Source organism: Luteimonas sp. 100069 (assembly GCF_003813845.1).
Classification (GTDB): Bacteria; Pseudomonadota; Gammaproteobacteria; order Xanthomonadales; family Xanthomonadaceae; genus Luteimonas; species Luteimonas chenhongjianii.
In genome coordinates this window covers 62,799-85,673 of record NZ_RPFN01000004.1, presented here as the reverse complement: position 1 = coordinate 85,673, position 22,875 = coordinate 62,799, and the positions used below count along the sequence as shown (strand labels likewise).

Annotated in this window: 14 protein-coding genes, 2 pseudogenes and 1 riboswitch; of the genes and pseudogenes, 2 read left to right on the top strand and 14 right to left on the bottom strand. The window is 68.0% G+C overall.

Features of this window, described 5'->3' with window-relative positions; genetic code table 11:
* Positions 1-41: 41 nt before the first annotated feature.
* The 12 genes and pseudogenes from EGK76_RS09480 to EGK76_RS09430 form a co-directional block, all read right to left on the bottom strand.
* Positions 42-1,109, bottom strand: a complete 1,068-nt coding sequence (locus EGK76_RS09480; RefSeq protein WP_199730894.1) for an LPO_1073/Vpar_1526 family protein — start codon at positions 1,107-1,109, stop codon at positions 42-44.
* 247 nt (positions 1,110-1,356) lie between these two features.
* Complete coding sequence (locus EGK76_RS09475; protein WP_123832446.1) at positions 1,357-2,412, bottom strand: ribonucleotide-diphosphate reductase subunit beta; 1,056 nt, start codon at positions 2,410-2,412, stop codon at positions 1,357-1,359.
* 166 nt (positions 2,413-2,578) lie between these two features.
* Positions 2,579-4,999 (bottom strand): ribonucleoside-diphosphate reductase subunit alpha, encoded by a 2,421-nt coding sequence (locus tag EGK76_RS09470; protein WP_233580246.1) that lies wholly within the window; start codon positions 4,997-4,999, stop codon positions 2,579-2,581.
* 251 nt (positions 5,000-5,250) lie between these two features.
* Positions 5,251-5,464: riboswitch (cobalamin riboswitch) on the bottom strand.
* 185 nt (positions 5,465-5,649) lie between these two features.
* The gene (locus EGK76_RS09465) at positions 5,650-6,249 is read right to left on the bottom strand and encodes an FMN-binding negative transcriptional regulator (protein ID WP_158613478.1); all 600 of its coding nucleotides are present in this window, start codon (positions 6,247-6,249) and stop codon (positions 5,650-5,652) included.
* Positions 6,250-6,668: 419 nt separating this feature from the next.
* A pseudogene (zapE, locus tag EGK76_RS15795) lies at positions 6,669-7,508 on the bottom strand (cell division protein ZapE); the annotation flags it as partial.
* Between the two features lie 210 nt (positions 7,509-7,718).
* A pseudogene (gene zapE, locus EGK76_RS15790) lies at positions 7,719-8,000 on the bottom strand (AFG1/ZapE family ATPase); the annotation flags it as partial.
* A gap of 52 nt (positions 8,001-8,052) precedes the next feature.
* The gene (locus EGK76_RS09455) at positions 8,053-8,721 is read right to left on the bottom strand and encodes an alpha/beta fold hydrolase (RefSeq protein ID WP_123832443.1); all 669 of its coding nucleotides are present in this window, start codon (positions 8,719-8,721) and stop codon (positions 8,053-8,055) included.
* A 218-nt stretch (positions 8,722-8,939) separates the two neighbouring features.
* Entirely contained in the window at positions 8,940-10,637 is a 1,698-nt protein-coding gene (locus EGK76_RS09450) for an ExeM/NucH family extracellular endonuclease (RefSeq protein ID WP_123832442.1), read from the bottom strand.
* Between the two features lie 86 nt (positions 10,638-10,723).
* Positions 10,724-11,239 (bottom strand): c-type cytochrome, encoded by a 516-nt coding sequence (locus EGK76_RS09445; protein ID WP_096296947.1) that lies wholly within the window; start codon positions 11,237-11,239, stop codon positions 10,724-10,726.
* A gap of 258 nt (positions 11,240-11,497) precedes the next feature.
* Complete coding sequence (locus EGK76_RS09440) at positions 11,498-13,183, bottom strand: electron transfer flavoprotein-ubiquinone oxidoreductase (protein ID WP_123832441.1); 1,686 nt, start codon at positions 13,181-13,183, stop codon at positions 11,498-11,500.
* 94 nt (positions 13,184-13,277) lie between these two features.
* Entirely contained in the window at positions 13,278-13,601 is a 324-nt protein-coding gene (locus EGK76_RS09435) for a DUF1820 family protein (RefSeq protein WP_096296949.1), read from the bottom strand.
* Positions 13,602-13,623: 22 nt separating this feature from the next.
* Complete coding sequence (locus EGK76_RS09430; protein ID WP_096296950.1) at positions 13,624-14,322, bottom strand: rhomboid family intramembrane serine protease; 699 nt, start codon at positions 14,320-14,322, stop codon at positions 13,624-13,626.
* Between the two features lie 223 nt (positions 14,323-14,545).
* On the opposite strand from EGK76_RS09430, the gene EGK76_RS09425 reads away from it, so the two are divergent.
* Complete coding sequence (locus tag EGK76_RS09425) at positions 14,546-15,874, top strand: outer membrane protein transport protein (RefSeq protein ID WP_157745244.1); 1,329 nt, start codon at positions 14,546-14,548, stop codon at positions 15,872-15,874.
* Positions 15,875-16,154: 280 nt separating this feature from the next.
* Here EGK76_RS09425 and EGK76_RS09420 read toward each other — a convergent pair whose 3' ends face one another.
* The gene (locus tag EGK76_RS09420; RefSeq protein ID WP_096296952.1) at positions 16,155-17,069 is read right to left on the bottom strand and encodes an AEC family transporter; all 915 of its coding nucleotides are present in this window, start codon (positions 17,067-17,069) and stop codon (positions 16,155-16,157) included.
* Positions 17,070-17,862: 793 nt separating this feature from the next.
* Positions 17,863-21,081, bottom strand: coding sequence for a bifunctional proline dehydrogenase/L-glutamate gamma-semialdehyde dehydrogenase PutA (gene putA, locus EGK76_RS09415; protein ID WP_123832439.1), 3,219 nt, complete (start codon positions 21,079-21,081; stop codon positions 17,863-17,865).
* 863 nt (positions 21,082-21,944) lie between these two features.
* Between putA and coxB the strand changes: the two genes are divergently transcribed.
* Positions 21,945-22,868 carry a cytochrome c oxidase subunit II gene (gene coxB, locus EGK76_RS09410; RefSeq protein WP_233580269.1) on the top strand — a complete coding sequence of 308 codons (924 nt, stop codon included), beginning with the start codon at positions 21,945-21,947 and terminating at the stop codon, positions 22,866-22,868.
* Positions 22,869-22,875 lie beyond the last annotated feature (7 nt).

The window sequence follows — 22,875 nt, the reverse complement described above, 5'->3', positions numbered from 1 at the left end:
ATCAGTGCGGACTTAGGCCCCCCGTTCTGGGAGATGAGGATTCAGTTGATCCATATTGCTAGATCAGCGAACTCGCCCGCGAGTCTTTTTATATTCGCATGACCGATAGCGATGCCCACGCTCGTAAGCATGAAGCTCATTGCCGCAGAATCAGACCAAAAATCAAAAACCACCCTCATGTACTCTCTGGTTTCAATGCATTTAGACCGTATTTCCTCAGGGCTCATCTTGTCCTGATCGAAAAGTGACTTAATGCGTTCCTTGTCCTCGTCATTGGCCTCGATAGCGGTCAAAGTTGCATCAAGCTGATCATGGTTAAGTGCACGTATCTGCAACTTGGACGCATTATTGAGGCAAGGGACAAAAACTCTATCGTCGACACCTAAAGTAATTCCGCGGGTAGCTACATCGCCCGGATCAAATCCCCTTACGAAAAGGCCCTGATATGTCCTGCTAAACAGCTCCTCCAGAGGTAACTGGCTTAATGAAGTTGAGCCGCATCCGGAAAATTCCAGGTGTTGAAACGAAGCTTGACTCTTCCTGAGCTTATTAGCGAAGGGTTCGACATACTTATCCAAATACTCCGCAAACAGCGCGTGATTGCCGAGGCCTTGGTTTGCCGTGTAACGCAGGAGGAAGACTATCGCAAGATTAGCGAGTTGCCCCTCCGTCAGTTTCGATGCCGTATTCAGAGACTCATCAAGGACAATCTGCATTATGTCCCGTTGAGTGTGTTTGGTCCTATCTACAAGCAGATCCACGAGCAGCTCGCCTAGGTCTTTATCCCCTGTTTTTGCATGCTCTTTCTGCATTGTGTACAGAGCATGCTGGAATCCGGGGTCATTTGCTTGTCGAAAAGCCTCCGGATTTTCTTTGCTGAGCTTGCTCAGAAATGCTTCAGTAACTTCCTCTGCGCGTGCTGCGGCTTCTTGTTTTGCGAGACCCGCAAGTTCATAAAAGTTTGCGCGGAAGACATCCAGAGCGATCTGTCGTGCGTCCGCATAATTCAGTCCTTGAGTCACCGTTATGTCGCGGCCTGCTTGGAATGCGGCTGCGCCTTCCGTGGCAGTTTGATTCTGATCGGTGGATTTACTCGCCACTGCGTTCACGCTCGCGGCTGTAGTGGATGTCTCTACCTGCTTGGAAGCCGGTAGAGGCCCCAGAAACTGACTGATCTTGCTTAGTAGTGTTCGTGCCACGTCCCTTAGCCTCCCTGCCGAACAATCCACCAAGTCCTAATAGGGCCGCAATGGCGCCCGTGAGCGGCTCGAAGCCTGGATCCATTACGAACCAAACGATGCACACGAGCAGCCCAGCTGAAGCCGCGATCTTCAAGGCGCGCATCAAGTTATCCATTCAGAGATCGTCGAACCCGTTATCCGAATTCGTCTTCTTGTACGACGCATTGCGCATCTCGAAGAAGTCGGTCTTGGTCTCGGTGAAGTTGTCGGCGTAGGCCTTGATCCACGGCATCACGTTGTCGGTGGTGTCGGAATACAGCTTCTCGATGCCGAGCATGCCGGCCATCTTGTTGGCACGGTACTTCACGTAGCGGACCATCTCGTCGACGTCGATGCCGTCGATCCCGTCGAGCACCTCTGAGGTCCAGCGGGTCTCGAGCTGGATCGCGTGTTCGAACGCGTCGTGCACGTACTGGGTGAGCTGGTCGCCCTGCAGCGACTGGTTCTCGCCGACGATGGCGCGGATGAGCTCGCTGATGAACTTGCTGTGCGCCAGTTCGTCGCGGTTGATGAAGCTGATGATCTTGCCGGTGCCGGTCATCCGGTTCTGGCGGACCAGGTTGTAGAAGTACGCGAAGCCCGAATAGAAGTTGATGCCTTCGAGGATCGACGACTGCACGAGCGAGCGGATCAGCGTCTCGGCGGATTTTTCGCGCATGAAGTCGTTGTAGGACTCCATGATCGGCTGGTTGCGCGCGATGATCGTGGGATGCGTGCGCGCGAGTTCGAACACGCGGTTCTGGTCGGCGAGGCCGGTGATCGAGGCCAGCACGTAGCTGTAGCTCTCGTTGTGGATCACTTCCTGCTGGCCGATGATCGCGGCGTTGGCATGCGCGGCCGGGTCGGTGATGTATTCGGCGACGTTGTAGATGAAGCGCGTCTGCGGCGAATCCAGCGTGGCCAGCAGTCCGATGATCGAATCGTAGGCATTCTTCTCGCGCGCCGAGAGCTCGCCGTACTGCTTGGCGTCGCTCTTCATGTCGACCTCGTCCGGAATCCAGAAGTTGGTCGTCAGTTCCTTGTAGGCGCGGTAGAACGACGGATACGGAATGTCGTTCCAGTTGAGGATGCCGCTGGTCTGGCCGTTGATGATGCCGGTGGAGCGGTTGGGGTGACGCGGCTCGAGGATCTTGATGCGGTCGAGCGGGGTGGCACTGAGCGTGGCGGACATGTTCGGCTTCTCGTGATTCGGTCTTTTAGCCCCTCTCCCGCACGCGGGAGAGGGGTTGGGGTGAGGGCGGGGCGCTTCGCGAAAAGCGGCCCTCATCCGCCCCTTCGGGGCACCTTCCCCCGGAGGGAGAAGGGCTTGGTTCCTGGGGCGTCGGGCTACGCTGCGATCAGCTCGAACACCACTCGCATTCGGCGATGTCGATGTCGTTGGATCGCACGTAGTACGTGGTCTTGATGCCTTCGCGCCATGCGGTCATGTGCAGCTCCAGCAGCGTGCTCGCACGGATGGTGCTGGGCACGTAGAGGTTGAAGCTGATCGCCTGGTCGACGTGGCGCTGGCGACGCGCGTTCTGGCGCACCGACGCGAACTGGTCGACCTTGTAGGCGCCCTTCTCGTAGTAGGGCCAGGTCTCGAGCGATAGGCCGGGCGCTGCGACCGGGCGACGGTAGTCCTTCTTCTCCTCGTAATAGAACGCCGAGTAGATCGGATCGATCGACGCGGTGGAGCCGGCGATCTGCGCGGTGGACATGTTCGGCGCGACCGCCATCAGCCAGCCGTTGCGCATGCCGTTGACGCCGACCTGCGCGGCCAGGTCCAGCCACTGCGGGCTGTTGTAGTCGCGGTCGCGAAAGTACGCGCCGGTGTGCCAGTCGCTGCCCTGGAAGACCGGGTAGGCGCCCTTTTCCTTGGCGAGTTCCATGCTGGCCTGCACGGTGAGGAAGTTGATGCGCTCGTAGAGCGAATCGCTGAAGTCCTCGGCGGCCTTTTCGTTCCAGTGGATGCCCTTCTGCGCCAGCAGGTGGTGCCAGCCGAACGTGCCCAGGCCGATCGCGCGGTACTTCTGGTTGGTGATCGTGGCCTGCGGCACGGGCAGCTGGTTGAGATCGATCACGTTGTCGAGCATGCGCACCTGGATCGGGATCAGGCGCTCGAGCACGTCGGTGATCAGATCGCCCTGGCCTTCCTGCGGCACGACCGCGCGGCCGAGGTTCACCGACGACAGGTTGCAGACGACGAAGTCGCCGGCCTGCTTGGTGGTGACGATCTGATTGCCGGAGATGATCTCCTGCATCATCTTCGTCGGGCTCATGTTCTGCAGGATCTCGGTGCAGAGATTCGACGAATACACGCGGCCGACGTGCTTGTTCGGGTTCTTCCGGTTCACTTCGTCGCGGTAGAACATGAAGGGATTGCCGGTCTCGAGCTGCGACACCATGATCCGCTTGAAGATGTCGATCGCCTTGACGGTCTTGCGCGAGATGCGCTCGTCATTGACGACTTCCTCGTAGCGCTTGCGGAAGCTGCCGTTCGGATCGCCCTTCTTCTCGTCGAAGAAATCCTGCAGGTACCAGCCCTTGATGCGGTGGACCTCGTGCGGGTCGAACAGGTACCAGTCGCCGCGACGCTCGACCGCTTCCATGAAGAGATCGGGGATGCAGATCGAGGTGAACACGTCGTGCGCGCGCAGGCGCTGGTCGCCGTTGTTGAGCCGCAGGTCGAGGAAGTTCTCGATGTCGCGGTGCCACACGTCCAGGTACACCGCGACCGCGCCCTTGCGCTGGCCCAGCTGGTCCACCGACACGGCGGTGTTGTTGAGCTGCTTGATCCACGGCACCACGCCGCCCGAGGAATTGGGCACGCCGCGGATGGCCGAACCGCTCGAGCGCACATAGCCCATGTACGCACCCACGCCGCCGCCGCCCTTGGAGACGCGGGCGATATCGGTGTTGGAGTCGTAGATGCCCTGCAGCGAATCGTCGACGGTGTCGATGAAGCACGACGACAGCTGGCCGCCGACCTTGCCGGCGTTCTGCAGCGTCGGCGTGGCCACGGTCATGTACAGGTTCGACAGCGCCCAGTAGGCCTCGCCGACGAGCTGCATGCGGCGCTCGCGGCCGCCGCGGGTCTCGTTCTGCATCAGGTACAGGGCGATGGTCAGCCAGCGCTCCTGCGGCAGCTCGAACACCGCGCGCGAATGGTCGGTGGCGAGGTAGCGCGTGGCCAGCAGGTACAGGCCGTTGTAGGCGAACAGCTTGTCGCGTTCGGCGTCGATCATGCGACCGGCTTCCTGCAGCTCTTCCTTGGAATAGGCGCGCAGGATGTCGTTGGAATAGATGTTGCGGTCGGCCAGCGACTCCTGCAGGCCCACATACGAGCCGTACTTCTGCTCGGCATCGTAGAAGCGGTTGCGGCTGGCGCGCTTGTACAGGCGGTGCAGGTACAGGCGCGCGGCGAAGAATTCCCACTCCGGCGCGGTGACATCGACGCGGGCCTCGGCCTCGCGGATCAGGTGGTCGGTGAGATCGTCGGCGTTGACGGCTTCCTTGCGCTCGACGAAGCCGAACACGCTGCGCTTGTAGTCGGCGATGTCGAGCTGCGGGAACTCGGCATGGGTGCGGTCGATGCTGCGCTCCAGGCGCGCACGGTCGTACGGAATGCGGCGGTTGCCGGCTTCCTTGGTGATCCAGGTGGAGACGTCGGCATCGACGTCGGCGGTTTCGGCAATTGCGGTGTGCATGGCGGCGCTCGGGGGCGGCGGCACCGTGTCGTCGGGTTCGACGGCGGGCGCGGCGGAAGTGGGGGGCATGGCGGGGGTCTGTGCGGCGTCTGCGGCGGCCGGAGTTCCGGTCGTGATGGTGTCCTGGCTGGTCATGCGTTCTCTCTGGGTCCATTGCATTCGCGCACCACCGGCTCCGCCCGCGTCGGAACCGGCGGCTGCAGTCGAATCCAAGGGTGGTGGGGCGGCGTCGCAGGAGCCGCGATCCGACGCTTCGCGCCATCGCAGTCCGCTCCGCACCCCGCTCCCCTCGGAGCGACCACAGCCGGCACCGCGCGTCGTGCTTTCACGCGGCTGTCGGCAGGTCTTCGGACTCATGGGTGCGAAGGCGGGCCTTCTCCTCGCCCGCCGCTTCCCGGATCGCTCCAGTGCTGTTGGCGGGGTTGTTCCCAATTACCGCTGCGGGGCAGTGCCGGAGTGGCGCGAACGCGTCACCGGCTTCCCTTTTCATCCGGAATCCCCTTGGGGCCCGGAACCGACGCGGCCCAAGATAGTGGGGTCCATTGGCGGGGTCAACGCTAAATGTAGTGAACGCGCGCCGGGGCCCATCAGGACGGCGATCGTCATTCGTCAACCCCTGCGGAGGCGCTGCCGATGCAGATCGGGCTGCGCCAGGCAAGCCCCGGAGGTCCGCATTTCACCCCGGCGAAGGCCCGGCCGGACACCTGCGGCCAGCGTGGTCAGTCGCGCTGCGCGACCATCCACGCGCGCAGCGCCGGGTCGTCCATGCCGGCGACGATCTCGTGGAAGGTCCGCGGCTGTTCGTCCTGGCCCAGCTTGAAGGTCGCCCGCGCCTGCTCGACGTGCGCGTGGAAGGCGATGATGTGCTGGCGCTTGCGGGGATAGTCCGGGCCCATCCGCTCGGGCGTCCAGGGCTCGGGATTGCCCGCCTCGAGCGTCGCCGCCAGCGTTTTGAGCGCATGGGCGTTCTCGTCGGGCACGAATTCGATGCGGACCGCAAAACGTGCGACGGCGTAGTTCCAGGTCGGCCCCCATCTGGGATTGCTGACCAGGCGCGGCGGGATGTAGCCATCGGGCCCGTTGAACAGCAGCAGTGCACGCGGGTCGGCCCGCAGCGCGTCCACCTGCGGATTGGCCCGGGCGAAGTGGCCGAGGAAGGATACGATGCGGCCACCGTCGTCGAGCTCCGGCAGCAAGGGCAGCGGCGTCGCATCGAGCGGCTCCATCGCGCCGCCATGGCCAATCACCCAGGCCAGCGGATACGCGCGCACCAGGGCCAGCACGTCGGCATGGCTGCGCGGGTCGAACGGGCTGCTCATGCTGCGGCCCCGGTGCCGGCCGGCACGGAGGCGGGGCCCGGGGTCGGTGTCGCATCTAAGGCCTTGGCGGTCGCGTCGCCGGCTGGGCGCGCCAGGCCGGCGTGCGCCCGCGGGCGCGGTGCAGCGTGCCCGGCTGCCCGCGGATCGCGACGGCCGGATCCGCGGCAAGGCGAGGATTTCCTGAAAATGGCCATGGCGGACGTCCCAGGCGAGCTCCGGTGGATCGTAGCGACGCGGGGTTCGCGCCCGCATCAAGCCTGCGCAGCGGTTGCCCGCGGCCAGCGTCGCCGGGTCTCGCGGGTGTCACGTTCCGCCAGCGCACGCAGTGCGCAGCGCTGCGCGGATGGCGTCGCGGCGGGCGCAGCCCGGCCCGCGATCGGTGTGATGGGGTTGGCCGGGCCCGCTCGCGCCGCAGGCGCTCAGGCCCGATGTTCGCGCTGCAGGTACTCGGCGCTGCGCATCTCGATCAGACGCGAGGCGGTGCGCTCGAACGCGCCGGCCAGCCGCTCGCCGGAATACAGCTGTGGCGGCTCGGCATCGGCGGTGCAGACCAGGTTGACGTTGCGGTCGTAGAGCTCGTCGATCAGGGTGACGAAGCGGCGCGCAGCGTCGTCGCGGCTGGCGTCCATGCGCGGGATGCCGCCGAGCAGCACGGTATGGAATTCGGTGGCGATCTGGATGTAGTCGCTGGCGCCGCGCGGGCCTTCGCACAGGGCATCGAAATCGAACCAGGCCATGCCCGGCGAGCGGGCACGCACGCAGATGCGGCGGCCATCGATCTCGACGCCTGCATCGCGGTGCTCGTCGTCACCGCCGAGCTCGTGCCAGCGCGTGTCGAGCCAGGCCTCGGCGTCCGCATCGAGCGGGGTGCGGTAGACCGGCGAGCGGGTCAGTGCGCGCATGCGGTAGTCGGTATCACTCTGCAGGTACACCACGTGGGTGTGGCGCTGCAGCAGGTCGATCGCCGGCAGGAAGCGCACGCGCTGCAGGCCATCCTTGTACAGATCCTTCGGATCGACGTTGGAGCTGGTCACCAGCACGATGCCGTCGGCGAACATCCGGTCGAGCAGGCGCGCGAGCAGCATCGCATCGCCGATGTCGCTGACGAAGAACTCGTCGAGCACCAGTACGCGCAAGCCCGCGTCGCGCCAGCCGCGCACGATCGCCGCCAGCGGATCGCGCTCGCCGGCATGGCTGCGCAGCGCGTCGTGGACTTCGCGCATGAAACGGTGGAAATGCGTGCGTCGCTTGCGGCCGAGTTTCGGATCGGCAGGGGCGTGGCGGAGATCGCGATGACGCGTCGGCGCGCCGCCGGGAGCGTCCAGCGGTTCGTGGCCTTCCCCGACAGACCGTGACGGAAGTGCGCGCCGCGCATCGCCGGGAACGGGGGCGCCAGGCGCCGTGGATGCGGCGTCATCCTGCGAAGGCCCGCTCGCGCCGATGGGGGGCTGCGACGCGCTGGAGCTGCCGTGCGTGCGCAGGACCTCGAGGGGCAGGCCGTCGTGGAACAGGTCGATCATGAAGGTCTTGCCGCGCCCCACGCCGCCCCACAGGTACAGGCCGGCAGGCGCCTGCGGCGTCTGCGCACCCAGCAGGCGGCCGAGCAGGCCACGTCGCGCGGGCGCCTCGATCAGCGCGGCATGCAGGCGGTCGAGTTCGACCAGCGCCGGTTGTTGCGCGGGATCGGCCTGCCAGTCGCCACGTGCGACACCGGCCGCGTAGCGCTCGCTCGGCGACGGCGCCGCGCTCATGCCGGCATCGCCGCGGTCGCGCTGCGCGCCGCGGCCGTGGACCCGCGCCGCATCAAGCCGCGGCCCGCGGCAGGTAGGCGCGCACGCCGTGTTTCACCGCCCCGCGCAGGTCGATCAGCTTGCGATGGAAGAAGTGGCTGGTGTCCGGCATGCGCACCACCTCGGCCTGCGCCCCGCGATCCTCGAGCCACTGGTAGACGGCTTCGGGGTCGACGATCTCGTCGGCATCGCCCTGGATCACCAGCCACGGGCACTGCGGCAGCACGATGGAATCGAAATCCCAGCGACCGGCCGGCGGCGCGATCGAGATCAGCAGGTCGGGCTGCAGGGCATCGCTGGCGCGCAGGGTCACATAGGCGCCGAAACTGAAGCCGGCCAGCCACAGCGCATGACCGGGACGCTCGCGGCGCACCCAGTCGACGACTGCGGCGAGATCGTCGGTTTCGCCATCGCCGCGGTCGAAGCTGCCGGAGGAGGCGCCGGTACCACGGAAGTTGAAGCGCACTGTGGTCGCGCCGAGTTCGCGCAGCGACCGCGCGACCATCGTGACGACCTTGTTGTGCATCGTGCCGCCCTCGGTGGGCAGCGGGTGACAGATCACGGCGACCAGCGGCAGTGCGGTGACGTCGGCGTCGGGCAGATCGATGATCGCCTCGAGGTCGCCGACGGGACCGGGCAACACGATGGGGCCGGAAGTCGTGGGGAATGTGGGGGACATCATGCGGCGATGATACCGGGGCCGCCGCGACGGGGCAGTGGCCGGCAGCGGCCTTCGCCCACCGAAGCGGCGCCTTCCCGGGGTGCAGGCAGGGCGGATGCGGGCGAATGCCGCGCGCGCCCCGGATCAGCCGCGAGGGGGAAACCGTGCGTTCTGCCCGTCACCGACTTGCCGCGCCGTCGGATCATCGGCCGACCTGCCACGGGCGGAAGATCCGAGGCTCAGCGCCCGCGCAGTCGCAGCCCCACCACCAGCGGGTCGTGGTCGGAACTGCGCCAGGGGCCGGCCGCTTCCCGGTCGCGCATGTCGTCGGGTTCGTCGGCGTTGCTGTGCCACTTGGCGGCCCCGGCGACGCGCGCCGCCAGCGACGGGCCCAGCAGCAGATGGTCGAGGCGTCCGGCCTGGCCGTCGAACACGAAGCTGTAATGCGCATCGCCATCGCGACCCGCGAACGGGTCGCGCCAGCCGGAGTCGGTGAACACGCGTACCGGATCTTCCATGCCGTAGGCATTGAAGTCACCCACGATCGCGACGCGGTCGCCGGTGCCGGTCGGCGCGCCGGCGAGCCAGTCGCGCAGACGCCGCGCGGAGTCGACCCGGGCCGCGTTCCAGCACGCCTGGCCGTCGCCCTGGTCGCGGTCGGCGCCGTCGGCGTTGCCGCACCCCTTGGATTTGAAATGCACGGCGACCACGGTGAAGTCGGGGCCGTCCACGCGGCCGTCGCGGAGCGGCACGAAGGCCTGCGCCAGTGGCGCCCGGCTCAGCGTCTCGAACGGGCCGCCGCCGAGCGTGGCTGGCGCGCGCTGCGGTCGCACCCGGCTCTGGCGATAGATGAGCCCGACCCGGATCGCATCGCTGCCGGGGCCTTCACCGGCATCGACGAAGCGCCAGTCGCGCGCCGGTCCTTCGGCGTTGAGCGCATCGACCAGCTGGGCGATGCTCGAATGCGCGTCGAAGCCGTCGTTCTCGAGTTCCATCAGCGCGGCAATGTCGGCATCCAGCGCGGCGATCGTCGCCACCAGTCCCTTGAGCTGCCGGGCCAGCGCTTCGGGCGAGCGCGCGCCGCGCGGGGTGGGGAAGCCGCCGCCGCGGCCATCGCCGTTGAACAGGTTTTCCAGATTGAAGGCGGCGATCCGGACATCGCCGTCGACCACCGGCGCCGGCGGCCGCGACGCGGGCTGCGGCTGCAGCGGTGCGGTCAGCTGGAGACGCCAGGCGCCATGGCGATGGTCGACGATGCCTTCGACGCCGGTCAGCACGCTGCCGGTGCGCAGTGCCTGCGCGGTCTCGGGCAGATACCAGAGCCGGCCGTCGGGCGGTGCGTCTTCGCGGCCGTCGTCGAGCAGCACCCGACGGCTGGCGTTGGCGGCGGCGACGGACGCGGCCTCGGTCCCGGGCCGCGCACGCTCGGTCGGCGTGAACAGGCGGCCATCGAAGCTCGCGGCCAGCGTGCCGCGGCGGTCGCGCTCGTGCTGGCCGGTCAGCGTCAATGGCGCGTCGATCCGGACCCAGGTACCGCTCAGCGCGGACCAGTCGGCGGGCGGGGCGTCCAGGCGCAGCGGCGCGATCGCGGGCGCCGGCGTCGGCAGCACGGTCACCTGCTGCGCGCGCAGCGCCGTCGTGCCTTCGCGCTGGCCGGTCACGCGCACGTGCGCGCCGACCTCGGGAAACGCGTCCCCGGCGGGGCCCTGCACGAACACCGCGTCGGGCGTCGCCGGATCGCCGTCGCCGGCGTCCTGCACGAACCAGCCGCCGAGTGCGTCGAAGCGTGCGGTGACCCGGCCCTGGACGGTCACCGGCGCATCCTGCGGCGCCATCGCCAGGCTGCCGATCGGCAGCGCGGAATCGGCGCCCGGCGCGCCGGTGCGGCAGGCGACGAGCAGGGCGCAGGCGAGCAGCGCGGTGGCGGGGCGGATCATCGGCGGGGAACTCCAGCGGCCGTGGAAGGCCGGATGCGAAAACGCCGCCCGGGGGCGGCGTGTGGCGGGTACGGGACCCGGCCGGCTTACTTGATGTTCTCGATCATCCAGTCGACGACGGCGTGCATCTGCTCGTCGTTGAGCGCCGGGTTGCCGCCGCGAGCCGGCATGACGCCCGCCTCGCCGGTGAACCCTTCGATCGAGTGGCGGTAGAGCGTTTCGGTGCCCTGGGCCAGGCGGCTGTCCCAGTGCTGGTGGTCGAGCGTCGGCGCGCCACCGGCGCCGGAGGTGTGGCAGCCCGCGCACAGGTTCTGGTAGATGACCGAACCGTCGAGCGTGCCGCCATAGGCCACTTGCGCTGCGGCAGCCGCGGCAGCCGCGGCGGTGGCGGCCGCCTGCGAGGCGGCGCCGGTTGCGCCGGCATAGACCGCACCGACTGGCGCGATGCGCGCTTCGGTCCGCTTGGCCGCGCCTGGCGGAACTTCCGCAGGCAGGGAGTTGTGCAGGAACCAGGCTCCGATGATCAGACCCAGCGTCACGACGGTCAGGAACAGCAGGACCATCGAAAAGCGCTTGAGGAATTCGAGATCGTAATTACGCACGAAACACCCTTGGCGGCATGGCCCTCGGCCACAGCTGCGCCCGAGTATACGGGCAGGGTTTCAAGAATGCTGCGTTCGCGCCGGACGCGGGCACGGGCGCCAGGCGCGCTGCCGATGCGCCTGCAGCGACGTGCGCCCGCTTCGCGGATCGCGCGTCATCCGGGCCATCGCACACGGCAGACGCGGGCGCGGGGCGACCCCCTGCGCCCGCTCGGCGGTTGCCGGCGCACCGTGCGCGCGGCGCCGGTACGGCCGGACTCACATGCCCGCGTAGTTGGGGCCGCCCCCGCCCTGCGGCGCCACCCAGACGATGTTCTGGGTGGGATCCTTGATGTCGCAGGTCTTGCAGTGCACGCAGTTCTGCGCATTGATCCGCAGGAACGGGCCGTCCGGGCCGTCGAGATATTCGTAGACCGCGGCCGGGCAGTAACGCGCCTCGGGTCCGGCATAGATCGCCAGGTTCACGTCGACCGGCACCGAGGGATCCTTGAGCGTCAGGTGCGGCGGCTGGTCCTCGTCGTGGTTGGTGCTCGAGAGGTACACCGAACTCAGGCGATCGAAGGTCAGCACCCCGTCGGGCTTGGGGTAGTCGATCTTCGTGTGCTGGGCGGCCGGTTCCAGGCACGCGTGGTCGGGGCGGTCGCGGTGGATCGTCCACGGCGGCACGCGCATGCCGAGCCTGGGCAGCAGCCACTGCTCGACGCCGGTCATCAGCGTCGCCGTCGTGCGGCCCTTCTTGAACCACTGCTTGAAATTCTTGGCCTGCGCCAGTTCGGCATGCAGCCAGCTGGCCTCGAAGGCCGCCGGATACGCGGACAGTTCGTCGGCGCTGCGGCCCTCGCCCAGCGCGGCGAACGCGGCCTCGGCCGCGAGCATGCCGGTCTTGATCGCGGCGTGGCTGCCCTTGATGCGGCTGGCGTTGAGCGTGCCGGCCTCGCAGCCGACGAAGGCACCGCCGGGGAAGACCAGCTTGGGAATCGACAGCAGCCCGCCGGCCGTGATCGAGCGCGCGCCATAGCCGATGCGCTTGCCGCCTTCGAGATACTTGCGGATCGCCGGGTGGGTCTTGAAGCGCTGGAACTCCTCGAACGGGCTCAGCCACGGGTTCCTGTAGTCGAGCCCGACGACGAGACCGATCGCGACCTTGCCGTCCTCGGCGTGGTAGACGAACGAGCCGCCGTAGGTATCGTCGGTGAGCGGCCAGCCGGCGGTGTGCACGACAAGACCGGGTTCGTGTTTCGCCGGATCGACCTGCCACAGCTCCTTGATGCCGATGCCGTAGCTCTGCGGGTCACGACCCTCGTCGAGTGCGAACTTCGCGATCAGTTCGCGGCCCAGCTGGCCGCGCGAGCCTTCGGCGAAGATCGTGTACCTGGCCAGCAGTTCCATGCCCAGCTGGAACTCGGCGGTCGGTTGGCCGTCCTTGCCGATCCCGAGGTTGCCGGTGGCGACGCCGCGCACCACGCCCGCATCGGTGTAGAGCACTTCGGCAGCAGCGAAGCCGGGGAAGATCTCGACACCGAGGGCTTCGGCCTGCGCGGCCAGCCAGCGCGTCAGCGCGCCGAGGCTGATGATGTAGTTGCCGTGGTTCTTGAAGCAGTCGGGCAGGAAGAAATCCGGCGTGGACTTCGCCCCGGTCTCGTCGAGGAACAGGAATTCGTCGCGGGTGACCGCCTGCTTGAGGGGCGCACCCTTCTCCTTCCAGTCGGGGATCAGTTCGCTCAGCGCACGCGGGTCGATGATCGCGCCCGAGAGGATGTGCGCCCCCGGCTCGGAGCCTTTCTCCAGCACGCAGACCGAGACTTCGCGGCCGGCCTCGGCGGCCAGCTGTTTCAGGCGGATGGCGGTCGCCAGGCCGCCGGGTCCGGCGCCCACGACGACGACGTCGTACTCCATCGATTCGCGTGGGCCGTGGGTGTCGAGCAGTGTCTGGGGAGTCGTCATCGTTGCCTTGCGCGGTGCACGCGGGTACGGGTGTGCGGAGGTGAGTATCGCAACCGGAGTGCGATGGATGCGTGCCTGGTCGGTCGCGGAGAGATCAGCGCGGCCGTGTCGGCATCGGAAACGGCGTGATCACGGCCTCGCCGGAGGCAGCGTCGCGGATCGCGGATTGCCGCTTCTTCTCCACTTCCTCCACGCGCAGCACGCTCTGCATCGGCAGGTGCAGCGTCCGTGTCTCGCCGAACTCGGCCTGCAGGCGTTCTTCGGTCGGATCGACCACGAGGCCCTCGTGCACGTCGAACACCAGCTCGGAGACTTCGACGAACCCCCACAGTCGGCCGCTCTCGACGTGACGTGCGTAGAGTTCGTAGACCTTGCCGTGGTTGAGGAAGGTGATCTTGTAGAGCGGCTTGCCTGTCATGCGGCAATTATAGAACGCGCGCTCAGTAACCCTTGAGCCGGCGCAGCCGCTGCCCGATCGCGCGGCGCGAGACCAGCGCGAACACCACGCCGAACAGCAGTCCGGCCAGATGCGCGGTCCAGGCGACGGCGCCGAAGGCCGGGCCGATGTAGGCGAAGATCACCTGCAGGCCCGCCCACAGCCCGATCAGCAGCGAGGCCGGCGCGCGTACGAATTCCAGGAACAGTCCCAGTGGCACTACCACGCCCAGGCGCGCGCGTGGAAACAGCGCGAGGTAGGCGCCGATCAGCGCCGAGACCGCGCCGCTCGCGCCGATGATCAGGCGGTCGGGCGTGCCGATCGCCAGCACCGCCGACAGGTTCGCCAGCGCGCCCCCGACAACGAACAGCACCAGCAACCGCCACGCGCCCATCAGCCGTTCGGCGGGAAGGCCGAAGATCAGCAGGAACACCAGATTGCCGAGCAGGTGGGTCCAGTCCGCGTGCAGGAACAACGCGGTCACCAGTCTCAGCCAGGGTCCGGGCTCCACCCAGTTCGCCAGCAGCCCGTCGGTCCCGACCGGACCGCCGTACAGCGCACCCCAGTCGAGCAGCAGCGTGTAGTGCTCGTTGGCTGAACGCGTACTCGCCCACAGGAACGCCAGCCACAGCAGCGCGCACAGCATCGGCACCGCCCAGCGGAGCGGCGTGCGGGCGCGACGGTTGGGGATCGAAACGAACATCTGCGGCCATTGTCGGGGTCCACGCAGCCGCCGGTAAAGCGCGCCGGTAGAGGGCATGGACGATGCCGCAATGCAGCAAGACGTCCGCACGGGACAGTACGGTATAGTGCGCCCGCGACGCGGTTCGGGAGGGGAATTCCGACAGGGTGGCGTTGACGGAGGGGGCCCCGTCCGCGCTGGGCGAAGCACACGACAACAACCTGTTTGGGAGAGAACGAGACACATGGCTACCACCCCCCGCTTCATGCACACCACCGCACTGGCGTTCGGCATCGCCGGCGCGCTGGCTTTCGCCGGGCAGGCACATGCCGCCGGTTTCCAGCTCAAGGAAAACAGCGTCAAGTCGATGGGCAGCGCCTTCGCCGGCACCGCCGCCAAGACCGGTGACAGCTCGGTCGTGACCAACAACCCGGCAGTGATGACCCAGTTCGCAGGCACCACGGTGCAGGCCGACCTGACCGTCATCGACCTCAACTACGAATTCCAGGGCAGCGGCCGCGATGCGCTCGGCCGTCCGCTGACCGGCAGCAACGGCGGCAACGCCGGCGACGTCACCCCGGTGCCGGCACTGTCGGTCGTGCACAAGCTCGACAACGGCGTCGCGCTCGGCGCGATGATCAGCGCGCCGTTCGGCCTGAAGACCGAATACGACGCCGACTGGGTGGGCCGTTATGCCGCGCAGACCTCGGACGTGAAGGTCATCGACCTGACGCTGTCGGGTGCGATCGACCTGAGCGACCGCTTCTCGGTCGGCCTCGGTGTCATCGCTTCGCGCGCCGACGTCACGCTGTCGCGCGCTGTGGATTTCGGCGCACTGCTCGCGCAGGCCCGCGTCCCCGGCTTCCTGCCGCAGAGCGCGGACGGCCTCGCCGAGATCCAGGGCAAGGACAACGGCTTCGGCTGGATCGTCGGCGCGCACTTCCGTCCGACCGACACGGTGTCGGTCGGCGTGAGCTACCGCTCCGAGATCGATTACGAACTGCACGGCACCGCCGACTGGACCGTGCCGGGCAACGTGGCTGCGGTGCTGGGCCAGGCCCAGCCGGGCCTGTTCCTCGATGGTCCCGGCGGCGCCGATCTGACCACTCCGTCGATCCTCAACGTCGGTGCCACCTGGCAGGTCAACGACGCGCTGATGCTGTCGGCCACCTACGCCCAGACCGGCTGGGAATCGCTGCGTGAAGTCCGCATCGAGTTCGACAACCCCGATGCGGATTCGGTCGAGCCCTTCGAGTGGCGGGACACGTACTTCGCCGCCCTCGGCGCCGAGTACAAGCTCAACGAGAGCTGGAAGCTGCGCGGCGGCGTTGCGTACGACGAAACCCCGACCAACCTCGAGCACCGCACCCCGCGCCTGCCCGACGCGAACCGCATCTTCTATTCGCTCGGTGCGACCTGGACGATGAACGACGCGTTCGATGTGAACTTCGGCTACACCCGCATCGAACCGCGCGATCCGAAGATCGACACCACCAGCGGCGGCAGCCGCGTGACCGGTGGCTACGACGGCAACGCCAACCTGTTCGGCGTGTCGGCGCAGTACCGCTTCTGATCCACGCGCAAGCGTCTGGAACAGGAAAAGCCCCGCTTCGGCGGGGCTTTTTTTGTGTCGCGTTCCGGCGGGCGCGGAACGCGGTTGCCGGTGCAGTCGCGGCTGGCGCTGGCGCGACGCATCGTGTCCGGCGATGCGCCCGGGTCGACGCGTGATTGTGCGGGCGAGCCGCGATCCCGGCATCGCGCCGGCTCCGCCGGAAGCGCGTTCGCGCGCCACGGCGCCTCTCGTCAAAGCCTGCCGCGCGCGTCAGCGCGCCTGCGGAAGTGCGCCGCGGACTTTATGCGATCCGCGCCAGCAGCCATGCCCACGCCGGCAGCGTCACCAGCGACAGCAGGATGCCGTAGCCGACGAGCGCGGCGGCGAGCCGCGGCGCGAGGCCGGCGGCGATCGCCAGCGCCGCCGCGGTGATCATGCTCGGCATCGCCGACTCCAGCACGTTCGCCTGCAGCATCGTCCCGGTCATGCCGAACATCAGTGACAGTGGCAGCGCGAGCGCCGGCATCACCAGCAGTTTCAGCAGCAGGCCCGTCGCCAGCGGCCGGATCTCGTCGCGGGGCATGCGCAGCTGGATCGACAGGCCGACCGCCAGCATCACCAGCGGCAGCAGCGCACCGGCGAGATTCTCCAGCGCCGCGGCGATCCAGGCCGGCGGCGCGGCCGGCATCAGGGTCAGGCCGAAGGCCAGCGCCCACACCGGCGGGAAGCGCACGATGCGGCGCATGATGTCGCGCCAGCCCGGCGGTGTGTCACCGCTGTAGCGGGCGATGACCGTCAGGCCGAACGTCGACAGCAACACGAAGGTGCCGAACTGGTCGTAGACGACCGCGTAGGCGACCGCGTCCTGCCCAAGCAGCGCGGCCACCATCGGATAGCCGATGAAGCTGCTGTTGCACAGCGCCACGCACAGCACCACCACGGCGGTCTCGTCGCGGCCGAACCGGAGCCATCGCGCCAGCGGCAGCACCAGCGCGAGCGTTGCGATCGCGAGCAGCCATGGCGTCGCTGCCAGCCCCAGCAGGGCAGCGTCGAAGACGAGTTTGGGAACATGCACCAGCACCGCAGCCGGCAGGCACACATAGAGCACCACGAGGTTGAGCACCTCGGCGGCGTTGGCAGGCATGACCCGCAGGCGGGCGAAGAGCATGCCCAGCGCAAGCATCGCCAGGATCAGGGCAAAGGCGTCGAAAGCCATGGGCCGGCAGTGGCGTGGAGGGCGCCCGATGTTAGCGGGCGACGACGGCAATCGCGAAGCCGGGCGCAAGCCACGCCGGGCGCGAGGAAACCGAAGCGACGCGGACGCTGCAGAAGCAGAAGGCGGAAGACCGCAAGCGAGCGAAAAGCAAAACTCGAAAGCTCAACAGCCGACAAGCCGGCAAGCCGCGAGGGCCTGGACCGAGCGGAGAATCGAAAATCCGGTGTGCGGGGTGGAGCCTGAAGAAGCGAATGGACAGTGAAGGCGGCAAAGGCGTGGAAGAAACGAACGAGCGAACGAAGTGAAGGGCTCCAGGCGGTCTGCCAGTTGGCGCTGCCTGGAGCCCCTCTCCCTCCGGGAGAGGGGTTGGGGTGAGAGCACCCGCCACCACACCCACGCCGCAACGGCACGCCACTCGCGCAATCAACCGCTTCCGCGCAGGAACCCCCGAGTGTCCAGCCGGGTTGCACGTCAGTTTGCGCGGCGCCATCAACCGACCCTCCAGTTGGCGCTGCCTGGAGCCCCTCTCCCTCCGGGAGATGGGTTGGGGTGAGGGCACCCGCCACCCACGCCCACGCCGCAACGGCACCTCACTCGCGCAATCAACCGCTTCCGCGCAGAACCCCCGCGTGTCCAGCCGGGTTGCACCGCAGTTTGCGCCGCACCAGCAACCGGCCCGGGCGCGATGACCATCGTCAGCCGCCGAAGCTTCGCCTCGTCGCCGGGCTCACCCGTTCCGGCCCGCCAGAGCATGGCGGGCTTTAGCGCACGAAGCCCTGCTGCGTTGCCGTGCTTACTCGCCCAGCGTCAGCAGCGAGGCGTTGCCACCGGCGGCGGTCGTGTTGATGGTCACGGTCTTCTCGGTGGTGAAGCGCGGCAGGTAGTGCGAACCGCCGGCCTTCGGCCCGGTGCCCGACAGGCGCTGGCCGCCGAACGGCTGCACGCCGACCACGGCACCGATCTGGTTGCGGTTGACGTAGACGTTGCCGACCCGCGCGCGCGCGGCGATCTTCTCGACCGTCTCGTCGATGCGCGAGTGGATGCCCAGGGTCAGGCCGTACCCGGTGTTGTTGATCGCATCGATGACCGCGTCGAGCTGATCGGCCTTCCAGCGGATCAGGTGCAGCGCCGGACCGAAGTTCTCGCGCTGCAGCTGCGACAGCGACTGCAGCTCCCATGCGCGCGGCGCGAAGAAGGTGCCATGCGCGGTTTCCGGGCCGACCGGCGTGGTCGCGATCAGGCGTGCCTCGCCCGCCATGCGCTCGGCGTGCGCGTCGAGCATGCGCAGCGCGTCGGCATCGATCACAGGGCCGACATCGGTCGACAGCAGGGCCGGATCGCCGACGGTGAGCTCCTGCATCGCACCGGAGAGCATGCCGATCACCTTGTCGGCGATGTCGTCCTGCACGAACAGCACGCGCGCGGCCGAACAGCGCTGGCCTGCCGAGGTGAACGCCGAGGCCAGCGCGTCCTTGACCAGCTGCTCGGGCAGCGCCGAGGAATCGGCGATCAGCGCGTTCTGGCCGCCGGTCTCGGCGATCAGCGTGCCGATCGCGCCATCGCGCGCGGCGAGGGCACGGTTGATCGCCAGCGCGGTGGCGTTGGAACCGGTGAACACCACGCCGGCCACGCGCGGATCGCTGGTCAGGGCCGCGCCGACCGTCGCGCCGTCGCCGGGCACGTACTGCAGCACGTCCTTCGGAATGCCGGCTTCGTGCAGCAGCTTGACCGCGACATGACCGATCAGCGTGGTCTGCTCGGCGGCCTTGGCGATGACGGTATTGCCGGCGGCGAGCGCGGCGGCGATCTGGCCGGCGAAGATCGCCAGCGGGAAGTTCCAGGGGCTGATGCACACGAACACGCCACGGCCCGACAGCTGCAGGCTGTTGGATTCGCCGGTCGGGCCGGGCAGCGCCTCGACGACGAACAGGTGCCTCGCCTCGGCGGCGTAGTAGCGCAGGAAGTCCACCGCCTCGCGCACTTCCGCCACGCCATCGGGAATGGTCTTGCCGGCTTCGCGCGTGCACATGGCGATGAACTCGGCGGTGCGCGCTTCCATCAAGTCGGCGGCGTGTTCGAGGATCGCCGCGCGCGACGCCGCGGGCACGGCGTTCCACTCCGCATGCGCATCGGTCGCGTTGCGCAGCGCCTGCTCGACGGTCGCGGCGTCGGCGGCCTGCCACTGGCCCACGCGAACGCGGCGGTCGGCCGGGCTGGTGACCTCGATGGTGTCGCCGCCGCCGGTCGCGCCCGGCACCAGCGGGCCGGCGGTCCAGGGGCCGGTGGCGGCCTGGATCTGCTCGGCAAGCGTGGCGAGTTGGGCATCGTTGGCGAGGTTGACGCCCATGGAGTTGCTCCTGTCTTGGGACTGGCTGCGGTAGAGATCGACCGGCAGCGGAATGCGGGGATGGGGAATGGATTCGAAACCGGCGACCACCTCGACCGGGTCGCGGATCAGGTCGTCGATGGCGACGTCCTCGTCGCTGATCCGGTTGACGAAGCTGGAGTTGGCGCCGTTCTCGAGCAGGCGACGCACCAGATAGGGCAGCAGGTCCTCGTGCGAGCCGACCGGCGCATAGACCCGGCAGGGCACGTCGAGGCGGTCGGCCGGAATGACCTCGGCGTAGAGGTCGTCGCCCATGCCGTGCAGCTTCTGGAATTCGTAGGGCTTGGCGCCACGCGCGGCCGCGGCCGGATGCATCGCCAGCGCCAGCCTGTGCACGGCCGCGATGGTGTGCGCGTTGTGGGTGGCGAACATGGGATAGATCGCATCCGTGGCCGCCAGCAGCCGGCGCGCATTGGCCAGATAGCTGACGTCGGTATTGGGCTTGCGGGTGAAGACCGGATAGCCCGGGAGGCCTTCGACCTGGGCGCGCTTGACCTCGCTGTCCCAGTACGCGCCCTTGACCAGGCGGACCGGGATGCGGCGTCCGTGCATGCGCGCAAGCGCCGCGATCCAGTCGATCACGAACGGCGCGCGCTTCTGGTAGGCCTGCACGACGATGCCAAAGCCCTGCCAGCCGGCGAGCGAGGCATCGCTGTAGGCCGCCTCGATGACGTCCAGCGACAGCTCGAGGCGATCGCTTTCCTCGGCGTCCACGGTCAGGCCGATGCGGTGGCGGCGGGCGCGCTGCGCGAGGTCGAGCAGCCGCGGCGCGAGCTCGGCGACCACTCGGTCGCGCTTGGCATGTTCGTAGCGCGGGTGCAGCGCGGACAGCTTGACCGAGATCGACGCCGCGCCGATCTCGGCCGCCGCATCGGCGATCGCGGTGACGTTGCCCTGGCGGCTGGCGTGGTGGGCGCCGATCGCTTCGATCGCGTCCTGGTAGGCCTTCAGATAGCGGTCGGCGTCGGCCTGGGTCAGCGCGGCTTCGCCGAGCATGTCGAACGAATAGCGATAGGCGGCGTTGTCGCCCTTGCGGCTGCGCGCGAGCGCTTCGCCGATCGTGCGGCCCATGACGAACTGGTGGCCCATGATCCGCATCGCCTGGCGCACCGCCAGGCGGATCACCGGCTCGCCGACGCGGCCGACCAGGCGCTTGAATGCGCCGTGGACATTGCGCTTGGTCTCGTCGGCCAGGTCGACCAGGCGCCCGGTCAGCATCAGGCCCCAGGTGGACGCGTTGACCAGCACCGAGTCGGACTGGCCCATGTGCCTGCGCCAGTCGGCCTCGCCGAGCTTGTCGCGGATCAGGCGATCGGCGGTGTCCTCGTCGGGAATCCGCAGCAGCGCCTCGGCCACGCACATCAGCAGCACCCCTTCCTCGCTGCCGAGGTCGTACTGCTGCATGAAGGCTTCGATCGCGCCACGATCCTGCGCGCGCAGGCGAACCCGGCGGACGAGATCGGCCGCTGTCGCCTGTATCGCGGCGCGGTCGGCATCGGGCTGGCGCGCTTCGGCAAGCAGCGCGTGGACGCGTTCGGTTTCGTCGCCGGCCCAGGCCGCGGTGATCGCGGCGCGCAGCGGCTGGAGGGAGGTCGCGGGGGCGGCGGGCGACAGGCTGGCGTTCAAGTAATGCGACCGGCAGGGACAGACGCGGAATTCTAGCCTGCCGACGGCGCTCGCCACTGTGCGGAACCCGCCCGGAGCCGCGCCCGCCGGACGCGCGTTCAGACGCCTGCGCGGCGTCCACGGTCGCTCGCAAAGTGGGCGCACGAATGGGTACACAGCGCCCCTCGCCAGCAGTCTCCGCTGCCGGGACACGCATCGCCGTCCCGCGAGGCTCCCGCAGCGCCTCGGGCGTCCCCCGGTGGCCAACGCCCGCTCTGCGGGTGTGCCGGGACAACACCTGGAGTCATGCTTGCCCCTGCCCGCGACGGGCGTCGCCGCCAGGGGGTCCGTCGCCTATCCAGGCGGCGTAGCAATCGTCCGGGGAGATTGGCCGAGCCGATGCAGGACGAGCGTCGGCCCGGTGGGGCGCCAAGCCTCCGCCGTAGCCACCCTGACTTGCGGGGGCAGGGCGTACGCAGGGAGAGCGTTCGCTCGAGGGACAGTGCCGAAGTTGCGGCGACGCAGCACCTGGCGCGGGCGCCAAGTTGCAGAGGTCACTGTCTTGAAAGTCTGCCAAAAAATGGCATTTGCGCCTAACGTCTTCGAAATTTCCAGAGCAGATCCGTCCCGAGTCCGGATCATGCGCTTGCCGGATCGCGGCTCTCAGAAGCTGAACAAGGCGCCGCGACGGGGCCGGCGAGGCGCGGCTTGCCCCTGTTGATTGCCGACAGCTACCATTCATTCGTTATTCGCAGTACGCCGCCGCTCCTGCGTTGACTTGCCGGCACCTCAAAACCGGGCAAGGACGGACGCGTTCCCGCCAGCACAAGGCCAGCTCAGGTATGGGGTCCGATGTGAAGCAAGCCTGTCGTTTGAAACAGTGGATGGGGGGCGCAGCCGCGCTTCTGGTGTCCGCAGGGGCCGGGGCACAGTCCGCCGACCCCAAGCCGTGGCAGCTCAACATGGGCCGCGGTGTCACCACCACTGCGCAACATGCCTATGACGCCCACATGCTCGCGTTGTGGATCTGCGTGGCGATCGGCCTGATCGTGTTCGGTGCGATGGCGGTGGCCATGTTCCGCTTCCGCAAGTCCCGCGGTGTCACCCCGGCGCAGTTCACCCACAACACCACCGCGGAGATCATCTGGACGGTGGTTCCGATCGTCATCCTGGTGGCCATGGCGGTGCCCGCGACGCGCAAGCTGATCGCGATGTACGACACCCGTGATTCCGAGATGACCGTCAAGGTCACCGGCGTGCAGTGGATGTGGCGCTACGAATACATGGGCGAGGACGTCAGCCTGACCAGCCGCCTGGATCGCGAGAGCGACCGCCTGCGCCAGGACCGCAACGTCACCCGCGCCGAGCTCGACGCCCACCCCCATTACCTGCTCGACGTCGACCACCCGCTGGTCCTGCCGACCAACACCAAGATCCGCTTCGTCGTCACTGCCGACGACGTGATCCATTCCTGGTGGGTGCCGGCGCTCGGCTGGAAGCAGGACGCGATTCCGGGCCTGGTCAACGAGGCCTGGACCGAGATCCTCGAGCCCGGCATCTACCGCGGCCAGTGCGCCGAGCTGTGCGGCAAGGATCACGCATTCATGCCGATCGTGGTGCGCGCCGTGCCTCGCGAGGAGTTCGACAGCTGGCTCGCTGCCGAAAAGGCCCGGAACGCACCGGCGGCGCCCGCCCCCGCCGCTCCGGTCCCGGCCGACGCCGCGCCTGCGGCATCCGAGGCAGCGCCGGCCCAGGCCGATGCCGCCACGCAGTTCCCGTCCGCCCCCGCCGCTCCCGCGGCCGGCTGATCGATCG

What these genes read in the sequence shown, in the direction of transcription:
- EGK76_RS09440 (WP_123832441.1), bottom strand. Translation starts at nt 13,183, where the DNA reads ATGACGACTCCCCAGACACTGCTCGACACCCACGGCCCACGCGAATCG.
- EGK76_RS09475 (WP_123832446.1), bottom strand. Translation starts at nt 2,412, where the DNA reads ATGTCCGCCACGCTCAGTGCCACCCCGCTCGACCGCATCAAGATCCTC.
- EGK76_RS09435 (WP_096296949.1), bottom strand. Translation starts at nt 13,601, where the DNA reads ATGACAGGCAAGCCGCTCTACAAGATCACCTTCCTCAACCACGGCAAG.
- EGK76_RS09465 (WP_158613478.1), bottom strand. Translation starts at nt 6,249, where the DNA reads ATGAGCAGCCCGTTCGACCCGCGCAGCCATGCCGACGTGCTGGCCCTG.
- EGK76_RS09450 (WP_123832442.1), bottom strand. Translation starts at nt 10,637, where the DNA reads ATGATCCGCCCCGCCACCGCGCTGCTCGCCTGCGCCCTGCTCGTCGCC.
- EGK76_RS09420 (WP_096296952.1), bottom strand. Translation starts at nt 17,069, where the DNA reads ATGGCTTTCGACGCCTTTGCCCTGATCCTGGCGATGCTTGCGCTGGGC.
- coxB (WP_233580269.1), top strand. Translation starts at nt 21,945, where the DNA reads ATGGGGGGCGCAGCCGCGCTTCTGGTGTCCGCAGGGGCCGGGGCACAG.
- EGK76_RS09470 (WP_233580246.1), bottom strand. Translation starts at nt 4,999, where the DNA reads ATGCCCCCCACTTCCGCCGCGCCCGCCGTCGAACCCGACGACACGGTG.
- EGK76_RS09425 (WP_157745244.1), top strand. Translation starts at nt 14,546, where the DNA reads ATGGCTACCACCCCCCGCTTCATGCACACCACCGCACTGGCGTTCGGC.
- EGK76_RS09430 (WP_096296950.1), bottom strand. Translation starts at nt 14,322, where the DNA reads ATGTTCGTTTCGATCCCCAACCGTCGCGCCCGCACGCCGCTCCGCTGG.
- EGK76_RS09455 (WP_123832443.1), bottom strand. Translation starts at nt 8,721, where the DNA reads ATGATGTCCCCCACATTCCCCACGACTTCCGGCCCCATCGTGTTGCCC.